General features: G+C 64.8%; 20 protein-coding genes and 1 tRNA gene. 13 read left to right on the top strand and 8 right to left on the bottom strand.

Annotated features, from left to right (window positions below; all coding sequences use genetic code 11):
• Positions 1–30: 30 nt before the first annotated feature.
• Entirely contained in the window at positions 31–1296 is a 1266-nt protein-coding gene (locus I6F21_RS36120) for an MFS transporter (protein WP_225184234.1), read from the top strand.
• 90 nt (positions 1297–1386) lie between these two features.
• Here I6F21_RS36120 and I6F21_RS36115 read toward each other — a convergent pair whose 3' ends face one another.
• Entirely contained in the window at positions 1387–1782 is a 396-nt protein-coding gene (locus tag I6F21_RS36115; RefSeq protein WP_225184233.1) for a hypothetical protein, read from the bottom strand.
• A gap of 1 nt (position 1783) precedes the next feature.
• Between I6F21_RS36115 and I6F21_RS36110 the strand changes: the two genes are divergently transcribed.
• Both I6F21_RS36110 and I6F21_RS36105 read left to right on the top strand, forming a co-directional pair.
• Positions 1784–2653, top strand: a complete 870-nt coding sequence (locus I6F21_RS36110) for a tripartite tricarboxylate transporter substrate binding protein (protein ID WP_193760605.1) — start codon at positions 1784–1786, stop codon at positions 2651–2653.
• A 296-nt stretch (positions 2654–2949) separates the two neighbouring features.
• Positions 2950–3447 (top strand): lysozyme inhibitor LprI family protein, encoded by a 498-nt coding sequence (locus I6F21_RS36105; protein ID WP_057030568.1) that lies wholly within the window; start codon positions 2950–2952, stop codon positions 3445–3447.
• A gap of 157 nt (positions 3448–3604) precedes the next feature.
• On the opposite strand, the gene I6F21_RS36100 is transcribed toward I6F21_RS36105, so the two are convergent.
• Positions 3605–3691 (bottom strand) — tRNA-Leu (locus tag I6F21_RS36100).
• Between the two features lie 151 nt (positions 3692–3842).
• Here I6F21_RS36100 and I6F21_RS36095 point away from each other — a divergent pair.
• Positions 3843–4808, top strand: coding sequence for a complex I NDUFA9 subunit family protein (locus I6F21_RS36095; protein WP_225135169.1), 966 nt, complete (start codon positions 3843–3845; stop codon positions 4806–4808).
• Between the two features lie 186 nt (positions 4809–4994).
• Here I6F21_RS36095 and I6F21_RS36090 read toward each other — a convergent pair whose 3' ends face one another.
• The 3 genes from I6F21_RS36090 to I6F21_RS36080 all read right to left on the bottom strand — a co-directional run bounded on the left by I6F21_RS36090 (position 4995) and on the right by I6F21_RS36080 (position 8045).
• On the bottom strand, positions 4995–5735 hold the full coding sequence (locus I6F21_RS36090; protein ID WP_225157672.1) for an SDR family oxidoreductase: 741 nt from the start codon (positions 5733–5735) through the stop codon (positions 4995–4997).
• Positions 5736–5738: 3 nt separating this feature from the next.
• The gene (locus I6F21_RS36085) at positions 5739–7064 is read right to left on the bottom strand and encodes an FAD-binding oxidoreductase (protein ID WP_225114671.1); all 1326 of its coding nucleotides are present in this window, start codon (positions 7062–7064) and stop codon (positions 5739–5741) included.
• Positions 7065–7238: 174 nt separating this feature from the next.
• Positions 7239–8045, bottom strand: coding sequence for an undecaprenyl-diphosphate phosphatase (locus I6F21_RS36080; RefSeq protein WP_036003355.1), 807 nt, complete (start codon positions 8043–8045; stop codon positions 7239–7241).
• Between the two features lie 169 nt (positions 8046–8214).
• Here I6F21_RS36080 and I6F21_RS36075 point away from each other — a divergent pair, with 169 nt between their 5' ends.
• From I6F21_RS36075 to I6F21_RS36065, 3 genes are all read left to right on the top strand, one after another.
• Entirely contained in the window at positions 8215–8907 is a 693-nt protein-coding gene (locus tag I6F21_RS36075) for a glutathione S-transferase family protein (RefSeq protein WP_036024387.1), read from the top strand.
• On the top strand, positions 8856–10031 hold the full coding sequence (queG, locus tag I6F21_RS36070; RefSeq protein ID WP_036024385.1) for a tRNA epoxyqueuosine(34) reductase QueG: 1176 nt from the start codon (positions 8856–8858) through the stop codon (positions 10029–10031). Before I6F21_RS36075 ends, queG begins: the two co-directional genes overlap by 52 nt.
• A 180-nt stretch (positions 10032–10211) precedes the next feature.
• On the top strand, positions 10212–11009 hold the full coding sequence (locus I6F21_RS36065; protein WP_225184232.1) for an acyl-CoA thioesterase domain-containing protein: 798 nt from the start codon (positions 10212–10214) through the stop codon (positions 11007–11009).
• A gap of 142 nt (positions 11010–11151) precedes the next feature.
• On the opposite strand, the gene I6F21_RS36060 is transcribed toward I6F21_RS36065, so the two are convergent.
• Together I6F21_RS36060 and I6F21_RS36055 are read right to left on the bottom strand one after the other, a co-directional pair.
• A complete protein-coding gene (locus I6F21_RS36060; protein ID WP_225184231.1) occupies positions 11152–11619 on the bottom strand; it encodes a nuclear transport factor 2 family protein in 468 nt (155 codons plus the stop codon).
• A gap of 193 nt (positions 11620–11812) precedes the next feature.
• Entirely contained in the window at positions 11813–12601 is a 789-nt protein-coding gene (locus I6F21_RS36055) for an alpha/beta hydrolase (protein WP_036003334.1), read from the bottom strand.
• Between the two features lie 251 nt (positions 12602–12852).
• Between I6F21_RS36055 and infC the strand changes: the two genes are divergently transcribed.
• A complete protein-coding gene (gene infC / locus I6F21_RS36050; RefSeq protein WP_074447655.1) occupies positions 12853–13392 on the top strand; it encodes a translation initiation factor IF-3 in 540 nt (179 codons plus the stop codon).
• 68 nt (positions 13393–13460) lie between these two features.
• On the opposite strand, the gene I6F21_RS36045 is transcribed toward infC, so the two are convergent.
• Entirely contained in the window at positions 13461–13856 is a 396-nt protein-coding gene (locus tag I6F21_RS36045) for a hypothetical protein (RefSeq protein WP_225184230.1), read from the bottom strand.
• A gap of 275 nt (positions 13857–14131) precedes the next feature.
• Between I6F21_RS36045 and rpmI the strand changes: the two genes are divergently transcribed.
• The 5 genes from rpmI to I6F21_RS36020 all read left to right on the top strand — a co-directional run bounded on the left by rpmI (position 14132) and on the right by I6F21_RS36020 (position 19240).
• Complete coding sequence (rpmI, locus tag I6F21_RS36040) at positions 14132–14332, top strand: 50S ribosomal protein L35 (protein WP_008539890.1); 201 nt, start codon at positions 14132–14134, stop codon at positions 14330–14332.
• A gap of 79 nt (positions 14333–14411) precedes the next feature.
• Positions 14412–14771: a 50S ribosomal protein L20 gene (rplT, locus tag I6F21_RS36035; RefSeq protein ID WP_027550107.1), complete on the top strand. Its 360-nt coding sequence runs from the start codon at positions 14412–14414 to the stop codon at positions 14769–14771.
• 214 nt (positions 14772–14985) lie between these two features.
• Positions 14986–16068 (top strand): phenylalanine--tRNA ligase subunit alpha, encoded by a 1083-nt coding sequence (gene pheS / locus I6F21_RS36030; RefSeq protein ID WP_057030559.1) that lies wholly within the window; start codon positions 14986–14988, stop codon positions 16066–16068.
• Positions 16065–18473 (top strand): phenylalanine--tRNA ligase subunit beta, encoded by a 2409-nt coding sequence (gene pheT, locus I6F21_RS36025; protein WP_225184229.1) that lies wholly within the window; start codon positions 16065–16067, stop codon positions 18471–18473. The genes pheS and pheT overlap by 4 nt, the downstream gene beginning before the upstream one ends.
• A complete protein-coding gene (locus I6F21_RS36020; RefSeq protein WP_225153099.1) occupies positions 18470–19240 on the top strand; it encodes a sulfite exporter TauE/SafE family protein in 771 nt (256 codons plus the stop codon). Before pheT ends, I6F21_RS36020 begins: the two co-directional genes overlap by 4 nt.
• Positions 19241–19338 lie beyond the last annotated feature (98 nt).

Raw genomic sequence — 19338 nt, 5'->3', positions numbered from 1 at the left:
CCCCGGGGGTCCCACCCTGGATCAGGTGCCATGACCGAACCAACGCTCGCTGCGCCGATCGACGACCAGCGTCCGCGCGGATTTTCGCGCTACCAGGCGCTCCTCATCGCGCTGCTGGCGCTGACGCAGTTCACGATCATCCTCGATTTCATCATCATGTCGCCGCTCGGCGCTATCCTGATGCCCGCGCTCGGCATCACGGCGGGGCAGTTCGGCGTTGCCGTATCGGCCTACGCGTTCAGTGCGGGACTATCGGGCATCCTCGCCGCCGGCTTTGCCGATCGTTTCGATCGCAAGCGCCTCCTGCTGTTCTTCTATGTCGGCTTCACGCTCGGCACGCTGTTGTGCGCGGTGGCGCCGAACTACCATGTGCTGCTGATCGGCCGGATCGTGACCGGATTGTTCGGCGGCGTGATCGGCGCGGTCGTGCTCGCCATCATCACCGACCTGTTCTCGTTGCAGATGCGCGGCCGCGTGATGGGAATCATCCAGACGGCGTTCGCCGCCAGCCAGGTGCTCGGCATTCCCGCCGGCCTGTTTCTCGCCAATTACTGGAGCTGGCATGTCTGCTTCATCGCCATCGTGGTGCTGTCGATCGTGACGATCGCCATCATCGCCTTTGCCATGGAGCCGGTCGACGCGCATCTGAAGCTGAAGCAGGACAGAAACCCGTTCCGCCATCTGGTCGCGACGGTCGGCGAGCCGCGCTACACGCTCGCCTTCGCCGTCACGACGCTGCTGGCGACCGGCGGCTACATGCTGATGCCGTTCTCCAGCGCCTACACCGTGCACAATCTCGGCATTGACATCACGCATCTGCCGACGATCTATCTCGTCTCCGGCCTGTTCAGCATCGTCACGGGACCGCTGGTCGGCCGCGCCAGCGACGCGTTCGGCAAATATCCGACCTTCGTGTTCGGCTGCGCCATGACCGTCCTCATGGTGCTGATCTACACCCATCTCGGCCACGTCTCGCTCGCGACCGCAATCATCGTCAACGTGCTGATGTTCGTCGGCATCTTCTCGCGCATGATCCCCTCGCAGGCGCTGATGTCGGCGATCCCCGATGCGAGCCAGCGCGGCTCGTTCAGCGCGGTCAGCGCCTCGCTGCAGCAACTCTCCGGCGGGCTCGGCTCGATGCTCGCCGGCGCGATCATCGCGCAAGGCGCGGACGGCGCGCTGCTCCACTTCGACCGGATCGGCTACGTCGTCGTGACCACGACGATCATCACGCTGGTGATGATGTATTTCGTGCAGAAGGCGGTGGCGGAGCGGACGGGGAAGCGGGTGGTGTGAGGGGCACGAGAAGACCGATCTAGCGCCACAGGACCCACGCGCGGTGACGCGGCGATTGCCGCCTGCCATCCCTGCCGATCTGAGATCGCTCTATTCGGATCCGGACCCCAAAATGGTGCCCTGGAAGGATTGAATCGCCATCACCGAAAGAGCCTGTATTTGCAGGTCGTTTTCAGCCGTCCCTCGAGCGATCACCACGCCCTGCAATTCCCAATAGCGCAGGAAACCGCCGTGCGAATTCGTTTTCCGCGCGATGGAAGTCACCTGCTTTGTGGTGGACACAGTGCCACACGTCACGCAGCGACGTTCTTCGCTAGTTTTATCCGATCGGTCCTCGCGACTCGACAAGAAACAACAAGACCAAGGGCGGGAAATGAGAAAGCTGACACGACGAACATTCGTGATGGGTTCGGCCGTCGCGTTGTGCGCGCCGGCTGTAAGGACCGAGGCGCAATCCGCGTGGCCGTCCAAATCGATCAGGATCATCGTGCCCTATCCACCGGGCGGCCAGACCGACGGCATCGCGCGCGCGTTCGGCGACTTCCTGGCGCGGCAGGTGGGCAAGCCGGTCATCGTCGAGAACAAGGGCGGCGCCGGCGGCGTCATCGGCGTGGCAGAAGCGAAACGCGCCGATCCGGACGGCACCACCATCCTGTGCACGATCTCGTCGTCGCTGATCCAGAACCGCGTCACGGTAAGAGACCTGCCCTACGATCCCGAAAATGATTTTACCTATCTGACGATGGTCATCGGCGCTGGCGGTCCGGTCGTGGCGGCGAAGAAGACCGGCGCGACCAACCTGCGCGAGTTCATCGAATACTGCAAGAAAGTCGGCAGCGTGAACTGGGGATCCTATGGCGTGGGCTCGACGCCGCACGTCCTGATCGAGACGATCGCCAAGCAATACGGCATCAAGGTTCAGGTCATCCAGTATCGCGGCGAGGCGCCGATGTGGAATGACGTCGCCGGACAGACGCTTGATGGCGCCGCCGGGAGCTATGCCGCAGCCGCGCCCGTCATCCAGGCCGGCACCGGCAACCTGATCGGCGTGGTCGGCACCCGTCTGCCGCCCCATCCGGACACGCCGACCATGACCGAGCAAGGCGCCGTCGGCGACTTCTACAATCTGCGTCCCTTCACCACGTTTGCGGTGCCGTCCGGCACGCCGCGGGATATCGTCGATCGCCTCTCGCCGCTGCTGATCCAAGCCGGAACCGATCCGAAAGTTCAGCAGATGCTGAACAACTTCATCCTGTCATCGCCGGCCGATTTCGAAACGACGAATCGGATCTTCAAGCGCGACAGCGACGTGATGCTCCGCATCCTGGGCGATCTCGGCGTCAAGCCGTCGGATTAGCCGCGTCGCGGCCTAGCAGCCCAGTGCGCTTCTGCTCCTCGTGGCTCTCCGTATTCGGCGCCCAGCCGACATCGAGCGGATCATGGCGACACTCCGGGCGTCTGCCGGCGTGTCAAATGCACGGTCGTCGTTGCGGAGCCGCCCAGATGGTTTCCAGATATGACGTGCAGAAGGCGGTGGCGGAGCGGACCGGGAAGAAGGTGGTGTGAGGAACGGCTCCTGCTCCACATTCGGGTGAACCCACGCCGGGCCTCCGGTGACCAAGGTTGCATCGATGCGCCGAACGGAGATCTCCCGTGAAATTCAAGCTTGCCGCCGCGATTCTCGCCGCAGGCCTCCCGCTGGCATCGATGGCTTTCGCCCAAGACACCGCCCAGAGCACCGCGCCAGCCGACCTTGCCGTGATCGATGCCTGCCTGAAGAAGGTGGAGAAAACCGGCGGTTTCGGCAGTGCCTGCGTCGGGCTCGTCGCCGACCCCTGCATCAAGGCGGCAGAGGGCGCGAATGACGATGTCGCCAGATGGAAGGCCTGCGCGGCGCGCGAACTCGCCGTCTGGACGCAGAAAACCAGTGAGGCGCTGAAGAAGGTTCAGGCCGGCGGGTTCGCCGACGCGATCAAGGCCGTCAATGACTCGCAGAAAGTTTTCGCCGCCTCGCGTGATCGCCTCTGCGCGGTCTTCGACAACGTCGACCCCGGCATGTACCGGGGCGGCGCGAGCTACTGCCGCCTGCGCGAGACCGCGAACCGCTCGCTGAGCCTGATCAAGCTGGGCGCTGCGGTCAACGAGCACTGAGGCTTCCTAGGGGGGCTCGGGTCACCGGCCTTGCCGGCACCTTCCGACGTGGCGACGACGGCCATTCGGTGCGCCATGAGCGCCGTGCTTCGGTGTCGCGGACCGGTCAGCAGCTCGATGTCCTGCGGATGAGCGATTTCAATCGCTTGAGCAGGGATGGTGCCCAGGAAAGGACTCGAACCTTCACGGCCGTTAAGCCACTGGCACCTGAAGCCAGCGCGTCTACCAATTCCACCACCTGGGCATGCCGTTTGGGGCACGGAGGCGGTTACTACGGTTCGGTGACGCCGTTGTCAATTCATGCGTGAGGCCGGGGTCGGGATGCCGATTGCGCATCGCAAACCGGCCCGATACAAGCCTGACAAGACGCACTCTTTTCCTCAGGAATGGCTCCCATGGCATCGAATCTGGACACGCTGGTCACGGTTTTCGGCGGATCTGGGTTTTTGGGCCGCAGCGTCGTCCGCGCCCTGTGCAAGCGGGATTACCGGGTTCGGGTCGCGGTGCGGCGGCCGGAACTCGCCGGATACCTGCAGCCGCTCGGCCGGGTCGGGCAGGTTCACACCGTGCAGGCGAATCTGCGCTATCCGGCCTCGGTTGAGGCGGCGCTGCGTGATTCGCATGTCGTGATCAATCTGGTCGGCGTGCTCACCGAGAGCGGCGGGCAGACGTTTGACGCCGTCCAGGCCAGGGGCGCCGAGACCGTCGCCAAGGCGGCGGCCGCCGCAGGTAGCGCGCTGGTGCATGTCTCGGCGATCGGGGCCGATGCGCAGTCGCCCTCACGCTATGCCAAGGCCAAGGCAGCCGGCGAAGCCGCGGTTCTGGCCGCGGTTCCCTCCGCCACGATCTTCCGCCCGTCCGTGATGTTCGGCCCCGAGGACCAGTTCACCAACCGCTTTGCCGCGCTGGCCCGGATGTCGCCCGTGCTGCCCCTGATCGGCGGCGAGACCAAGATGCAGCCGGTCTATGTCGGCGACGTCGCCAGCGCGATCGCGGATGCTGCCGACGGCAAAGCCAAGGCGGGCGCCACTTACGAGCTCGGCGGGCCGGAAGTGCTGACCATGCGCGAGATCATCGAGGCGATCCTCGAAATCACCGACCGCAAGCGCATGCTGGTGCCGCTGACGTTCGGCCTCGCCCGCTTCCAGGCCAACTTCCTGCAATTCGCGCCGGGCGCGTTCAAGCTGACGCCGGACCAGGTCACGCTGCTCGAGCGCGACAATATCGTGTCGGACGCGGCGAAGGCGGCCGGGCTGACGCTGGAAGGCCTCGGCATCCAGGCCGACTCGCTGGAAGCGATCGCCCCGCAATATCTCTGGCGCTTCCGCCCGCAGGGCCAGTTCCAGCGCATGAGCGTGTGAGGGATCTTCTTTACCTCGCCCCGCTTGCGGGGAGAGGTCGGATTGCGCAGCAATCCGGGTGAGGGGTACAGGTCTCTCGAAGACCGCTCGTGCGGAGAGAGACCCCTCACCCCAACCCTCTCTCCGTAAGAACGGGGCGAGGGGGTGCACTGTCGCTGGAGCGAAGACTGGCCTGTTACACGACTTTCAAAACTTCAGCTTCTTGAACACCGCTTCCGGCAGCGTCTTGATGATCAGCATCACGAGACGCCATCTGCCGCTGACATAGACGATGTCGGTCTTGCTCTCGACGGCGCGAAGGATCGCAGCGCCGACGACGGGGGCTTCGACGGTGAGCGGGCCGATCAGCTTCATGCCTTCGGTCATCCTGGTGCGGACGAAGCCGGGCTTGACCGTGACGACGTGCACGCCGCCACGGCTGGCGCGGGCGCGCAGGCCGGACAGGAAGGCGGAGAAGCCGGCCTTGGCCGAGCCATAGACATAGTTGGAGGCGCGGCCGCGATCGCCGGCGACCGAGGACACGCCGACCAGCGTGCCGCTGCCGCGGCCCAAGAACTTCTCCGCGAACAGGCCGAGGATCAGCGCCGGACCTTCGTAGTTGGAGCGCATGATCGCGGTGGCCTGGGCGAGATCGCTCTGCGCGCTCTCTTGCACACCAAGCAGGCCGACGATCGAGATGACGACATCGGGCAGCGCGGCCAGGCCGGCGACGAAGCCCTCGAACGAGGCGGTGTCGAGCACGTCGAATGTGTGAACACCGACCACGACATTGTAGCGCGCGCGAAGATCGGCGGCGTCAGGCTCCAGCGCGCCGACGTCGCGGCCGGCGAGCCCCACATCGTATCCCGCTTTGGCAAAGGCGCGCGCCGTGGCGCGGCCGATGTCGGATGAGCCGCCCAGCACCAGTACAGACTTGCGCGACGTCACGGCCTAGACCTCATCGAACAGACGTTGTGAAAGCTTGGAGCGGATGTTGCCGGCGGGGTCGAGCGCTTTGCGGATCGCGTTGAAGCGCGGCAAGGCGGGATAGCCGGCTTCGAGCGTCTCGCGCGACTGGCGCGCATCCTTGGCAAGATAGAGCCGGCCACCGGCCGCGACAACGAGACGGTCGATCTCGTCGAGAAAATTCAGGATGTCGCCGCGCACAGGGAAATCCAGCGCCAGCGTGTAGCCGGGCAGCGGAAACGACAGGATGCCCTCGCCCTCGCCGAGCTTCTTCAGCACCGCGAGGAAGGAGGCATCGCCGCGCCGCGCGACGCGACCCAGAATCTCGCCGACCACGTCCCGCGCGCCGTTCTCCGGGATCACGCATTGATGCTGCAGAAAGCCGCGCTTGCCGTAGATGCGATTCCAGTCGGCAATGCTGTCGAGCGGAAAGAAATAGGGATAGAGCGAGACCACATGGCTGCCGCCGGCGCGGCGCGCGCCCATGCGATAATACAGCTCGTTGAAAACGCGGATGCTGAAGCGGTTCAGCGTCATCGAGGGCAAATCGATGGGCACGCCAAGACCGGGATGCTTGCCGGCGGGAAACGCCGCGGCGCCGGCAGGAAGCTCGTCCTTGCCGGCGTGCTCGCCGAGATAGATCAGCGAGCGGCCGAGATCCTTGCCGCGGGCGGCGCAATCGATCCAGGCCACCGAATAAGTTGCGGCATCGCCTGCATCGAGCGCGCGCATCGCGGCATCGAGATCGGATGCCGAGATCACGCGCTCGCGGATCCATCCCGTTTCGACCTTGCGCAGCCGCAAGGTCGCTTCGAGGATGACCCCGGTCAGGCCCATGCCGCCGATTGTCGCAAAGAATGCGTCGGAGTTCTGCTCGCGCGAGGCTTCGATCAATTCGCCCTCGCCCGTGCGCAGCAGGATGCTGTCGACATAGCGGCCGAAGCCGCCTTCGCAATGGTGATTCTTGCCGTGCACATCGGCGGCGATGGCGCCGCCGATCGACACGAAACGCGTGCCGGGCAGCACGAAGGGCAGGAAGCCGCGCGGGCCGAAGGTCTCGATCAGGTCCGAGAGCAGCACGCCGGCCTCGAGGCGGATTCGGCCGGTCGCCGGATCGAACCACCTGATGCGGTCGAAGCCCGTCATCGTCACGGTCCTGACGGTCCCGATCGCGGCATCGCCATAGGCACGGCCATTGCCGCGCGCCACGGTGCCGGACACGATGGCGTCGGCTACCGACGCGAACGCGCGCGGACGCAGCATCTCGGTATCGACGACCGGGAAGCGCCCCCAGCCGCTGACGAGGGTCATGGCTCAGCTCCTGCGCCGGGCGCGCCGCCCGGCATTGCGAAACTGAGTACCGATCAAAAGCTTATATTGCGTTGAAAGCGTAGCCCGGATGGAGCGCAGCGTATTCCGGGATCGTGCCCCAAGTGATGACGGACCGGGATGCGCTGCGCTCCATCCGGGCTACGGACACAGGGCCTACCGTCCCAGCGCCAGCGCGATCAGGCCGAGGGTGCCGACGATGACGCGCCACCAGGCGAACAGCAGGAAACCGTGCCGGGTGACATAGGTCAAAAACGTCTTCACCACGATGATCGCGGTGATGAACGACACCACGAAGCCGATCGCGACGATGTTGATGTGGTCCATCGTCATCTCGGCGCGGCTCTTGTAGAAGTCGTAGGCGAACGCGCCGATCATGGTGGGGATCGCCAGAAAGAACGAGAATTCCGCCGCCGCGCGCTTGTCGGCTCCGAGCAACATCGCGGCGACGATGCTGGCGCCGGAGCGCGACACGCCCGGGATCATGGCCACGCACTGCGCGATGCCGATATAGAGATACATCAAGAGCGGAAATCTGGTGGCATCATACTCGCGCGGCTTGAGCTCGAGCTTGTCGACCCAGAGCAGGACGGCGCCGCCGACGATCAGTGTGAAGCAGATGACCCACGGATTGAACAGCAGGAGCTTGATGTACTTACCGGCGACGAGGCCGACGATGACAGCGGGCAGGAATGCGACCAGCACGCCGATCACGAAGCGGCGAGCATAGGCATCGCCCGTGAACAGGCCGATCACGACGTCCCACAGCTTGCGGAAGTACAGCCCCACGATCGCGAGAATCGCGCCCAGCTGGATCAGAACCGTAAACGAATCCCAGAACGCGCCTTCTCCGAGATGAAAGAAGCGCTCGGCGATCAGGAGGTGGCCGGTCGAGGATACGGGAAGGAACTCGGTCACGCCCTCGATGATGCCGAGGATCACTGCCCGTATAGCGTCTGACATATTTACGGTCCATTTCGGCTGGAAAAGCGGGGCTCTTCTCGCCTATTCGACCCCATGCCGCAATCGCAAAATGCCGAATCACGCCCTTGCTTCGAGGTTTTGAAGGACTAGTGTGGCGCCGCACAAACATTGATGGATTCTTAAGCACCATCACATAGTCAAAGGCTTCATGTTTACGCTGTTTCATCATCCGTTCTGTCCGCATTCGCGCTTCATTCGCCTGATCGCGGGTGAATACGGGCTCGACCTGAAGCTGATCGAGGAGCGCAGCTGGGAGCGGCGCGAGGCGTTTCTGCTGCTCAATGCGGCCGGCACCACGCCCGTGCTGGTGGACGACGAGCAGCCGCCGATTCCGGGCGCGGCCATCATCGCCGAATATGTCGATGAGGCCTATGGGGCCGGGATGGGCCCCAAGCGCCTGATGCCGGAGACGCTTGCCGAGCGTGTCGAGGTGCGCCGGCTGATGGCCTGGTTCAACGAAAAGTTCTTCGAGGAAGTCTCGCATCCACTCGTCACCGAGCGCATCTACAAGCGCTTCATGAGCGAGGAGAACGGCGGCGGGCCGCCTTCGGCCGACGTGATGCGCGCAGCGAAGGCCAATGTGCGCTATCATCTGGCCTATATCGGCTGGCTGGCGCAGACCCGCAACTTCCTCGCCGGCGACCGGCTCACCTACGCGGATCTCGCCGCCGCGGCGCACCTTTCGGCGATCGACTATCTGGGCGACGTGCCATGGAGCGAGGACGACGCAGCAAAGGCGTGGTACGCGCGGGTGAAATCCCGCCCGTCGTTCCGTCCGCTCCTCAGCGAATGGCTGGCCGGCGTGCCGGCGTCGCGGACCTATGTGGACCTGGATTTCTGAGCTGCGACCCGACTGAACTGAAGGCGGCGCTGGCGCGCGAAGCGCACGCGCTCGGCTTCGACTGCATCGGCGTCACCGCGCCGGGCTCGATCGATGCGGCCGGACAATACTTCCTCGAATTCATCGCCTCGGGCGGCCATGGCGACATGGATTGGCTTGCGAACCAGCCGGAGCGCCGCGTCGACCCGCGCGGGCTGTGGGCCGATGTGCGCAGCGTGATCATGCTCGGCGTCAATTACGGTCCCGACTCCGATCCGCTCGCGATCCTGAAGCAGCGCGCGCGCGCGGCGATCTCGGTCTATGCGCAAGGCGACGACTATCACGACCTCATCAAGAAGCGGCTGAAGGCGCTGGCGCGCTGGCTGGTCGCGACCGCGCCGAGCGAGGTGAAGGTGTTCGTCGACACCGCGGCAGTGATGGAGAAGCCGCTGGCGCAGGCCGCGCATCTGGGCTGGCAGGGCAAGCACACCAATCTCGTCTCGCGCGAGTTCGGCTCGTGGCTGTTTCTCGGCGCTATCTACACCACGCTGGAGCTGCCGCGCGACGAACCCGAGATCGATCATTGCGGCTCGTGCCGAGCCTGCCTCGACATCTGCCCGACCGCGGCGTTTCCAGCGCCCTACAAGCTAGATGCGCGGCGCTGCATCTCGTATCTGACCATCGAGAACAAGGGCCCGATCCCGCACGAGTTTCGCAAGAGCATCGGCAACCGCATCTATGGCTGCGATGATTGCCTTGCCGCCTGCCCCTGGAACAAGTTTGCGCAAGAGGGGCGTGAGGCAAAACTCGCCGCGCGCGACGAGTTGCGCGCGCCCTCGCTCGCTGAGCTGGCACGGCTGGACGACGCGGCATTCCGTGCGCTGTTCACGAAATCGCCGGTGAAGCGCATCGGCCGCGACCGGTTCGTGCGCAATGTGCTGATTGCGATCGGCAACTCAGGCGAGGTGGCGCTGGCCGAGGCGGCGCGGCGATTGTTGGATGACGCAAGTCCGCTGGTGCGCGGCGCGGCGGTGTGGGCGCTGGGCCAGTTGCTGGCGCGCGAAGAGTTTGAGGCGATGAAGGGTGCTGCGATCAGTAACGAGCACGACGAGAGTGTGCGCAAGGAGTGGCGCGCCGCTTCCTAGCTCACCGTAGTCATTCCCCGCGAAGGCGGGGATCCAGTACGCCGCGGCCTATCGATTCAATCACAACTGCCGCGGAGTACTGGATCGCCCGGTCAAGCCGGGCGATGACACTCGTGTTGTGGCTGGCACATGCTCTCACCACCCTTGATTTCCCCGCCCATTCCCGCAATCTCGCGCGTCATGACAAGCATGCCTTTCTTCACCCGCGACGGTGGTACATTCCATCCGACGGAAGTCGCCAACGGTCCATGGGATCCGAAATCGCTGCACGGACGCGTCATCGTCGGCCTGCTCGGCTTCGTCATCGAGGAGCGCCATTCCGGGCCCGAATTCGTGCCGGCGCGGCTCACGGTCGACATGTTCCGGCTGCCGACTATCGACAAGCCGATCGAAGTGACGACGCGGCTGGTGCGCGACGGCATGCGCATCCGCGTGGTGGAAGCGGAGTTCTTTTCCGGCGGGGTCAGCATGGCGCGCGCCTCGTGCCAGCTGCTGCGCAAGACGCAAAATCCCGATGGCAATGTCTGGTCGCCGCCGAACTGGGACGCACCGAAGCCGGCCGAGATCCCCAAGCCGACCGATCCCAGGCTCGGCATGAACGGCAAATGGGCGACACGCCCGATCGTCGGCCATATGGGCTCGCTCGGCCCGCGCAGATTGTGGATGAGCGAGGTGCGTGAGCTCGTCGCGGGCACCCCGATGACGCCGTTCGTCCGCGTCGCCACCGGCGCCGATTTTGCGAGCCCGTTTGCCAATGCCGGCGACCAGGGGCTCGGCTACATCAACAGCGATGTCACGATTTATCTGCACCGCCTGCCCGTGACAGAGTGGATCGGCTTCGAGGTGGTGAACCACCACGCCACCGACGGTGTCGCGATCGGCGAACGCTGGCTCTATGACGAACAGGGTCCGATCGGCACCGCGACGGTGGCCGCGCTGGCGCAGCGCAAGCCGATGATGAATCCGTCGAAGCGGTAGCGACTTTTCCACCTGTCATTTCGGGGCACGCGAAGCGTGAGCCCGGAATCCATACTCCCGATGGTGGTTATGGATTCTCAGGTGCGCAATTGCGCACCATAGCTCGTGCTTCGCACGCCCCGGAATGACGAGGAGGATGCAGCTACCCCAAATGCCGCTGCATCTCCGGCCGCGCCTTCAGCTCGGCACCCTGCTTGGCGACGATCTTCGCGATCCGCTCCGGGGCGAAGTTCAAATCGACGAACGCCGGCGCGGTGTTGGCGACCTCGTGATAGCAGGCGATCCTGCCGCCCTTCAGCGTCATGATCGCAACGCCCTCGAACATCGCCCGCGCGCCGTTCGCTTCCGGCAGGGTTGATTTGTAGCTGAACGTGTAGCGCGCATAGAGCGTGCTGCCGTCGGTGACGGGATCATGCATGTCCCAGCGGAAATCGGTCGCGGTGCGGTAGAACCAGTCGTCGATCATCGCGGCGATCTTCGCGCGGCCGGCGAAGGCGCCGTAGAAGACGTCGTGATAGACGCCGTCCTCGGTGAACAGCTGGGCGAAGGCTTCGCCGTTGCGCTGCTCGACGGCATCGCAGAAGGCGCGCAGCATGGCGGTGGTGGTCATTGGTGTTGCCTCCCAGTTGTTATGCCTCTCCCCTTGCGGGAGAGGGCAGCTCCGCTCGTTGACGCGCATTTCGTTCGGGTGAGGGGTTGCTTCCGCGAGTCCAACTCTCATTCGGGCTCGTGGAGAGAACCCCTCATCCGACTTCGCTTCGCGAAGCCACCTTCTCCCGCAAGGGGAGAAGGAAGAGGACACATCACCCGATCTCAGCCACCGCCGCAAGAAGGCGCGCGATGTCCTGCGGGCGTGACAGGCGGTGATCGCCGTCCTGGATCATGGTCAGCACGACGTCGTCGGCCGGCAGGCGATGAGTCAGCGCAAACGCGTGCTGCCAGGGCACATCAGGGTCCTTCGCGCCTTGCAGGATGCGGACGGGGCAGCCGAGATCGATGGCGCTGCCCAGCACGAGGTGGTTGCGTCCCTCCTCGATCAGGTTCCGCGTGATCGGATAGGGCGAGCCGTCGCCATATTCCGATGGGCGCAGCCAGAAGCCCTTGGTCTCGATCTCCTTCTTCACTGCGGGCGAAAAATTCTTCCACATCAGCTCTTCGGTGAAATCGGGCGCCGGCGCGATCAGGACGAGCCCTGCGAGCGACGCTTTGCCGGCACGCTTCTTGATCTCGCGCGCGAGCAGCAGCGCCATCCAGCCGCCCATCGACGAGCCGATCAGGATTTGCGGGCCGTCGCAGAACCGCTCGAACACCGCAACACTGTCCTCGAGCCAGCTGCCGATGGTCCCCATGGCGAAATCGCCGCTGGATTCGCCGTGGCCGGAATAGTCGAAGCGAACGATTGCGCGGCCGCGCTCGTGGGCCCAGGCATCCAGCGCCACGGCCTTGCCGCCCTGCATGTCCGACTTGAATCCGCCGAGCCAGACCAGGCCGGGGCCTTTCCCAGGACGGCGGCGCACCGCGATCCTGCGGGCGGACGGCCCTTCGCCCACATCGATGAATTCAAGCGCGGCATCGGGAATTGCGTCGGTCATGGAACGTTTACTCTGATTGTGCGGTTTGAGCTGTCCGGACCTGTTCCGAAAGCACGACCGGCATCGCTATTGGTCCTTTGGGACGCTTGCGGAACAGAGGCAAGGTGTCTATGTCGGTCAGCGTGCCGAGGGCCGTGACCAAAATGCATCGCATTTGAGGGTTTTTCGCGCCTCGCACCAGCGACTTGCTTGCCGGCAAACGCATCTTCCTTCAAAATAGCCGCTTCTTTCACAACTTTGGAGAACCACCCATTCGCCGTCCTAATAAAGCTCCGCCCGCTGCCAGCAAAGACGGGCCGCGCATCAATGATGATATCCGCAATGCGCAGATCCAGCTGATCGACCAGACCGGTGACAACAAAGGCACGGTCGAGACCGTCGTCGCCATCCGCATGGCGCAGGAAGTCGGGATGGATCTGGTCGAGATTTCGCCGAATACCAGCCCTCCCGTCTGCAAGATCATGGATTACGGGAAGTACAAGTATTCCGCTCAGAAGAAAGCCGCGGAAGCCCGCAAACGGCAGAAGACCGTCGAGATCAAGGAGATCAAGCTCCGTCCGATGATCGACGACCACGATTACGACGTGAAGATGCGCGCGATGCAGCGCTTCTTCGAAGAGGGTGACAAGGTCAAGATCACGCTGCGCTATCGCGGCCGCGAAATGGCGCACCAGGAGATCGGCACCAAGTTGCTCGACAAGATCAAGACCGACGTCGCCGAGCTCGCCAAGGTCGAGCAGGACGCGCGGTTCGAAGGTCGCCAGGTCGTAATGGTGCTGGCGCCGCGCTGACGCGCAACGCTTTAGGACCTCGAGAATTTCAACGGCCCGTCCGGATCCCCGGCGGGCCGTTTTGTGTGTCAGGTCCTCGTCGCCTGCCAGGTTCCGCTGCACTGGTCGCCGGAGATAATTCCCTTCCACGACCCGGCGCCGTTCACGCCGGCGAGCCGGCCGCCGCCACTGGCGTGGGAGGCGCCGACCGAGACCTGCACGACGACAGCGCCGGAACGGTTGACCCGGCCCGAGACCCGGCCGCCGCCGGCGGAGGAGACGCGGGTGCCGGTCACGGTGAAGGGAACGCTGTAGCCCGAGCTGCAATTGCCGCGGGTGGTGGCGAAGGTGACGTTCCAGATGCCATCATAGCCGCCGGCGCGGGCGTCAGCCGCCTGTGGCAGCGCAGCCGCGGCGAGCACGGCGAACAGCGCCAGAGGGCGCGGGCGGGCGAATGAAATCAGAAGTTGCGGGAAATGAGCCATTTTGGACCTGCTTCAGGCGAGAAGGCTTGGACATGAGGGGTGGCAGCGTTCAATAGTCGGCGGGCAGGTTGCGGCGGTTCATCGTTGCCAATTGGCCTCTCCTCTGTCATAAGCCCAGCCTTCACCGCCCGGCTGATTTACGGGCTGCCGTGGCGGTGTCTCGTGCGGGTTTCGCGCCTGTTCGCAAAACTTGAGCACAATCAACGCTCTAACGAGCATTTTTGACGGTCCAGCCGCCTTCGCGGGCGGATCTCTGTGGCCATTAGGAGAGCCAAATGCCCAAGCTGAAGACCAAATCGGGCGCTAAAAAGCGCTTCAAGGTGACTGCCACCGGCAAAGTGATGCACGCCCAGCGCGGCAAGCGTCACGGCATGATCAAGCGGACGAAGAAGCAGATCCGTCAGCTCCGCGGCACCCGCGTGCTGTTCAAGACCGACGGCGACAACGTCAAGAAGTACTTCTTGCCGAACGCCTGATCGGGTCCACGATCATTGCCACCTCTGCCGCGCATCCCGCGGCGATCCGATAACCAAGTCATCTCTGAAGGATCTCGTCATGTCTCGCGTCAAACGCGGTGTGACCGCCCACGCCAAGCACAAGAAAGTCTACAAGGCCGCCAAGGGCTTCTATGGCCGCCGCAAGAACACCATCCGCGCCGCCAAGCCGGCCGTGGAAAAGGCCCAGCAATACGCCTTCCGCGACCGCAAGCGTCGCAAGCGCACCTTCCGCGCGCTCTGGATCCAGCGCCTCAACGCCGCGGTCCGTCCGTTCGGCCTGACCTACAGCCGATTTATCGACGGCCTTGCCAAGTCGGGCATCACCGTGGACCGCAAGGTGCTGTCGGATCTCGCGATCCGCGAGCCCGCCGCGTTCCAAGCGATCGCCGAGAAGGCCAAAGCCGCGCTGGCGGCGTAAGCCGCCCCACTGCGCGACTTGCGCAGCGTTCAGCTTGTGATGGCCCGGGCAGAGGCGCGTGTCGCGCGTTCATCGCCCCGGCCGTCATCTCTCGCGCATACACTTCTCCGACGTGGATGCCCGGCGAATCTAACGCGAAGATGCGCTTCGCGCTTTTGGCCGGGCGTGACGGGCTAGGATCATCGGCTCAGCATCCTGGCCAAAAGGGATTGCCATGACCGATCTTGCCCAGCTCCAAGCCCAGATCATCGCCGACATCGCCGCCGCTGCCGACGAGGCCGCGCTCGAGGCCGTGCGTGTTGCAGCCCTCGGCAAGAAGGGCTCGATCTCGGCGCTGCTCGCCACGCTCGGCAAGATGTCGCCGGACGAGCGCAAGACGCAAGGCGCGGCGATCAACCAGGCCAAGGACGAAGTCAGCCAGGCGCTTGCTGCGCGGCGCGACGTGCTGAAGTCGGCGGCGCTCGATGCGCGGCTGGCGTCCGAGACCGTCGACGTGACCCTGCCGCTGCGCGATGCGCCGGCTGAGGCCGGCCGCATCCATCCGCTGAGCCAGGTCTGGGACGAGCTCACCACCATCTTCGCCGACATGGGATTCTCGGTGGCCGAAGGCCCCGACATCGAGACCGACGATTACAACTTCACCAAGCTGAATTTCCCGGAAGGCCATCCGGCGCGCGAAATGCACGACACGTTCTTCTTCCATCCGAAGCAGGACGGCTCGCGCATGCTGCTGCGGACCCACACCTCGCCGGTGCAGGTGCGCACCATGCTGAGCCAGAAGCCGCCGATCCGCGTGATCTGCCCGGGCCGCACCTATCGCATCGATTCGGACGCGACCCACACGCCGCAATTCCACCAGGTCGAGGGCCTCGTCATCGACAAGAGCTCGCATCTCGGCCATCTCAAATGGATCCTGCACGAGTTCTGCAAGGCGTTCTTCGAGGTCGACCACATCAACATGCGCTTCCGGCCCTCGTTCTTCCCGTTCACCGAGCCTTCGCTCGAAGTCGACATCCAGTGCCGCCGCGACAAGGGCGAGATCCGCTTCGGCGAGGGCGAGGATTGGCTCGAGATTCTCGGCTGCGGCATGGTGCATCCCAACGTGCTGCGCGCCTGCGGCATCGATCCCGACGAGTACCAGGGCTTCGCCTGGGGCATGGGCATCGACCGCATCGCCATGCTGAAATACGGCATCGCCGATTTGCGCCAGCTGTTCGACAGCGACGTCCGCTGGCTGAGCCACTATGGCTTCAAGCCGCTCGAAGTGCCAACGCTTGCCGGAGGGCTCAGCACGTGAAATTCACCCTCTCCTGGCTGAAGGATCATCTCGAGACCGACGAGCCGCTCGAAAAACTCGCCGACAAGCTCACCATGATCGGGCTCGAGGTCGAGAACATCGAGGACAAGGCGAAGGCGCTGAAGCCGTTCACCATTGCGAAGGTGATCTCGGCCGAGCAGCATCCGAATGCGGATCGCCTGCGCGTCTGCATGGTCGACACCGGCGACGGTGGTGCGCCGGTGCAGGTGGTGTGCGGCGCGCCGAATGCGCGCGCCGGGCTCGTCAGCGTGTTCTCGCCGCCCGGCACCTACATTCCCGGCAAGGATATCACGCTCGGTGTCGGCACCATCCGCGGCGTCGAGAGCCGCGGCATGCTGTGCTCGGCGGCCGAGCTGCAGATCTCCAACAATCATGACGGCATCATGGAATTGCCGGCGGACGCGCCAATCGGTGCTGCCTATGCCGAATGGGCCGGCCTCGGAGATCCCGTCATCGAGATCAATCTGACGCCGAACCGGCAGGACTGCACCGGCGTGCACGGCATCGCGCGCGATCTCGCCGCCGCCGACATGGGCAAGTTCAAGGATCCCACCATCAAGCCGGTCAAGGGCGAATTCCCCTGTCCCGTGAAGGTGACGGTCGAGGATGCCACGCTGTGCCCGGGCTTTGCGCTCCGTCTCGTGCGCGGGGTCAAGAACGGGCCGTCACCGGAATGGCTGCAGAAGCGGCTGACCGCGATCGGCCTGCGTCCGATCAACGCGCTGGTCGACATCACCAATTTTGTGACCTACGACCGCGCACGCCCGCTGCACGTGTTCGACGCCAAGAAGGTGAAGGGCAATCTCGTCGTGCGCCGCGCGCGCGAGGGCGAGAGCCTGCTGGCGCTCGACGGCCGCACCTACAATCTCGATCCCGCCATTTGCGTGATCGCGGACGAGCACGGCGTCGAATCGCTCGCCGGCATCATGGGCGGCGAAGCATCGGGCTGCGACGAGAACACCACAGACGTGCTGATCGAATCGGCGCTGTGGAACGAGATCAACATCGCCCAGACCGGCCGCAAGCTCGGCATCAATTCGGACGCGCGCTACCGCTTCGAACGCGGCGTCGATCCGGCCTTCATGGTGCCCGGCATCGAGCTCGCGACCAAGCTGGTGATGGAGATGTGCGGCGGCGCGCCCTCTGAAACCGTCCTGGTCGGCAAGACCTTTGGCGACGACCGCCTGATCGAATTCCCGATCACCGAAGTCAAGCGCCTGTCTGGCATTGAGGTGCCGCAGGTTGAGATGAAGCGCATCCTGACCCATCTCGGCTTCATGATGGCGGGTCCCGGCCCGGTGGTGAAGGTCGCGGTGCCGTCCTGGCGCTCCGACGTGCACGGCAAGGCCGACATCGTCGAGGAGATCGTCCGCATCTTCGGCGTCGACAAGGTGCCGATGACGCCGTTCGAGCGCGGCGACGAGCCGCGCAAGCCGGTGCTGACGCCGCTGCAGCTGCGCAACCGCCGCGCGCGGCGCGCGCTCGCGAGCCGCGGCATGGTCGAAGCCGTGACCTGGTCGTTCATCGCAAAATCTGCGGCCGAATTGTTCGGCGGCGGACAGCGCGAGCTCGAGGTTGCCAACCCGATCGCCTCGGATCTCTCCGACATGCGCCCGACCCTGCTGGCCGGCCTGATGGCGGCGGCGCAGGCCAATGCCGATCGCGGCTTCGGCGATGTCGCGCTGTTCGAGGTCGGCCAGGTGTTCAAGGGCGATCTCCCGCAGGACCAGTTCATGGCGGCGAGTGGCGTGCGCCGCGGCCTTGCTTCGTCCGAAGGGCTCGGCCGGCACTGGACCGGCTCGGCGCAGGCCGACGTGTTCGACGCCAAGGCCGATGCGCTGGCGGTGCTGGCGGCCGCCGGCGCGCCGATGCAGGCGCTGCAGATCGTGGCGGGTGGTCCCGGCTGGCTGCATCCGGGCCGCTCCGGCACGATCCAGATCGGGCCGCAGAACGTGCTCGGATATTTCGGCGAAGTGCACCCCAGAGCGCTCGAAGCGCTCGGCGCCGACGGGCCGCTTGTCGTGTTCGAGGTGATCCTCGACCGCATCCCCGAGGCGAAGAAGAAGCCGACGCGCGCCAAGCCCTTGATCGAGCTCTCGGCGTTCCAGCCGGTGTCGCGTGACTTCGCTTTCATCGTCGACCGCGCCGTCAAGGCCGGCGACATCGTCCGCGCCGCTCAGAGCGTCGACAAGAAGCTGATCACCGGCGTCAATGTCTTCGATATCTACGAAGGCAAGGGCATCGATGACGGCAAGAAGTCGATCGCGATCGCGGTCACGCTGCAGCCGCGCGAGAAAACCCTGACCGATCAGGAGATCGAGGCGGTCGCCACGAAGATCGTGGCCGAGGTCACCAAGAAGACCGGCGGCACGTTGCGCGGATGAGTCCTGCTGACTTCCTTCCAAAGGACGTCAGCCTCACGGTTGCGGCGGCGCTCTGCGCCGTCGCTTTCGTTTCGGGCACGGCGCGCGGCTTCTCCGGCTTCGGTTCGGCGCTGATCTTCATGCCGCTGGCGAGCAGCATCGCGGCGCCGCGGCTCGTCGCTGCCCTGCTGCTCGTCATCGATTTCGTCGCGGCCGTGCCGCTGCTGCCGGATGCGTGGCGAAAGGCCGATCGCAAGGCCACCGCGGTGATCGTGCTGGGCGCGCTGATCGGCGTCCCCATCGGCACTTATTTCCTCAGCGTACTCGAACCCGTCACCACGCGCTGGATCATTTCCTGCTTCGTTGCGGCGCTGTTGCTGCTGTTGCTGTCGGGCTGGCGCTATCGCGGCAAGGACCACGCTTGGCTATCGGTTGGCATCGGCGGCCTCTCCGGCTTCTGCAGCGGGCTCGCTCAGACCGGAGGCCCGCCGATCGTCGGCTACTGGCTCGGCCGCCCGATCGCGCCGATGGTCGCGCGCGCCAATATCGTGCTGTTCTTCGGCGCCTCGGATTTCTTCTCGATGGTCAGCTACGCGACGACCGGCCTGATCAGCCGCGAATCGCTGGTGCTGTCGCTGATCGTCGGCCCGGTCTATGCGGTTGGCGTTGCGTTCGGCAGCTCATTGTTCGGCCGCGCCAGCGAGAGGGTGTTTCGCGGCATCTGCTACGCGCTGATTGCGATGGCGGTGATCTTTGGATTGCCGGTGCTGGATGGCGTGCTGCGATAACATCTCCGCTGTCGTCCCGGGGCGCGCGTAGCGCGAGCCCGGGACCCATAACCCCGGGGAGTGGTTATGGGGCAAGGTGGCAACTCCGAGTCTTCGCC

Origin of the sequence: Bradyrhizobium sp. NBAIM03, assembly GCF_020194055.1 — a bacterium.
GTDB lineage: Bacteria > Pseudomonadota > Alphaproteobacteria > Rhizobiales > Xanthobacteraceae > Bradyrhizobium > Bradyrhizobium yuanmingense.
The sequence above is the reverse complement of the archived record's forward strand: the minus strand, read 5'-3'. Positions and strand labels throughout refer to the sequence as shown.